The following is a 610-nucleotide window of genomic DNA, read 5'->3' as shown; positions in this document are numbered from 1 at the left end:
GTAGATATATTCTGCCATATTACAAGTTCTGGTATAAAGATCAAGCCACTCTTTTTTGCTAAGAGAATTGTCGATTATAGACATTTTTTCAAATGCCTGGTTAAAAGCATCTATTTCATTCTTATATATTTTTTTGGCTTCTTTAAAAGTAGTTTGATTGCCAATATATGCGTTTTCTTTTGGCATTATATGCTATCTCCTTTTTCTATAAGACTTTTCTCGATAAATTCTTTAAGCTTATGTAATTTCTCGGCAGGCATAGATTTAATAAGAGTATTGATCTCCCTACTTAAAACAATTTTGGGTTCTTTCTTTTTTTCATTTTTGTAATTTTGCATTATCTCTTTTAGCTTCTCGCACAAAAATAGCATTAAATTATCAGACCATTCCGTAAGAGGCTCTATGCCAGCTTTCTTTACAAAGTTTTCTATATAAGAATTGTCTATATTATCAATTTTATAGAAATCGCTTAATTTAACATTAAAGTCATTAAGGGTTGATTTTAGGCTTTCATATTCTTCAGGAGTTTGAATTGCCCTAAACATATAAGCTTCTTTTATTTTTTTAAGAGAACTATTATGCCTTGTTTTTTTACATAACAATAGATATT

The 610-nt window shown here is 28.2% G+C and carries 2 protein-coding genes; both read right to left on the bottom strand.

What is annotated here, in order from left to right; genetic code table 11:
* Positions 1-186: hypothetical protein (locus tag CYP28_RS02190; RefSeq protein WP_141090908.1), on the bottom strand; the 186-nt coding region annotated here is incomplete at its 3' end.
* On the bottom strand, positions 186-610 hold a 425-nt coding region (locus CYP28_RS02185; protein ID WP_219811240.1), incomplete at its 5' end, for a hypothetical protein. The genes CYP28_RS02190 and CYP28_RS02185, both read right to left, overlap by 1 nt.

The organism is Campylobacter concisus (assembly GCF_002914195.1).
GTDB classification, from domain to species: Bacteria; Campylobacterota; Campylobacteria; order Campylobacterales; family Campylobacteraceae; genus Campylobacter_A; species Campylobacter_A concisus_M.
The sequence above is the reverse complement of the archived record's forward strand: the minus strand, read 5'-3'. Positions and strand labels throughout refer to the sequence as shown.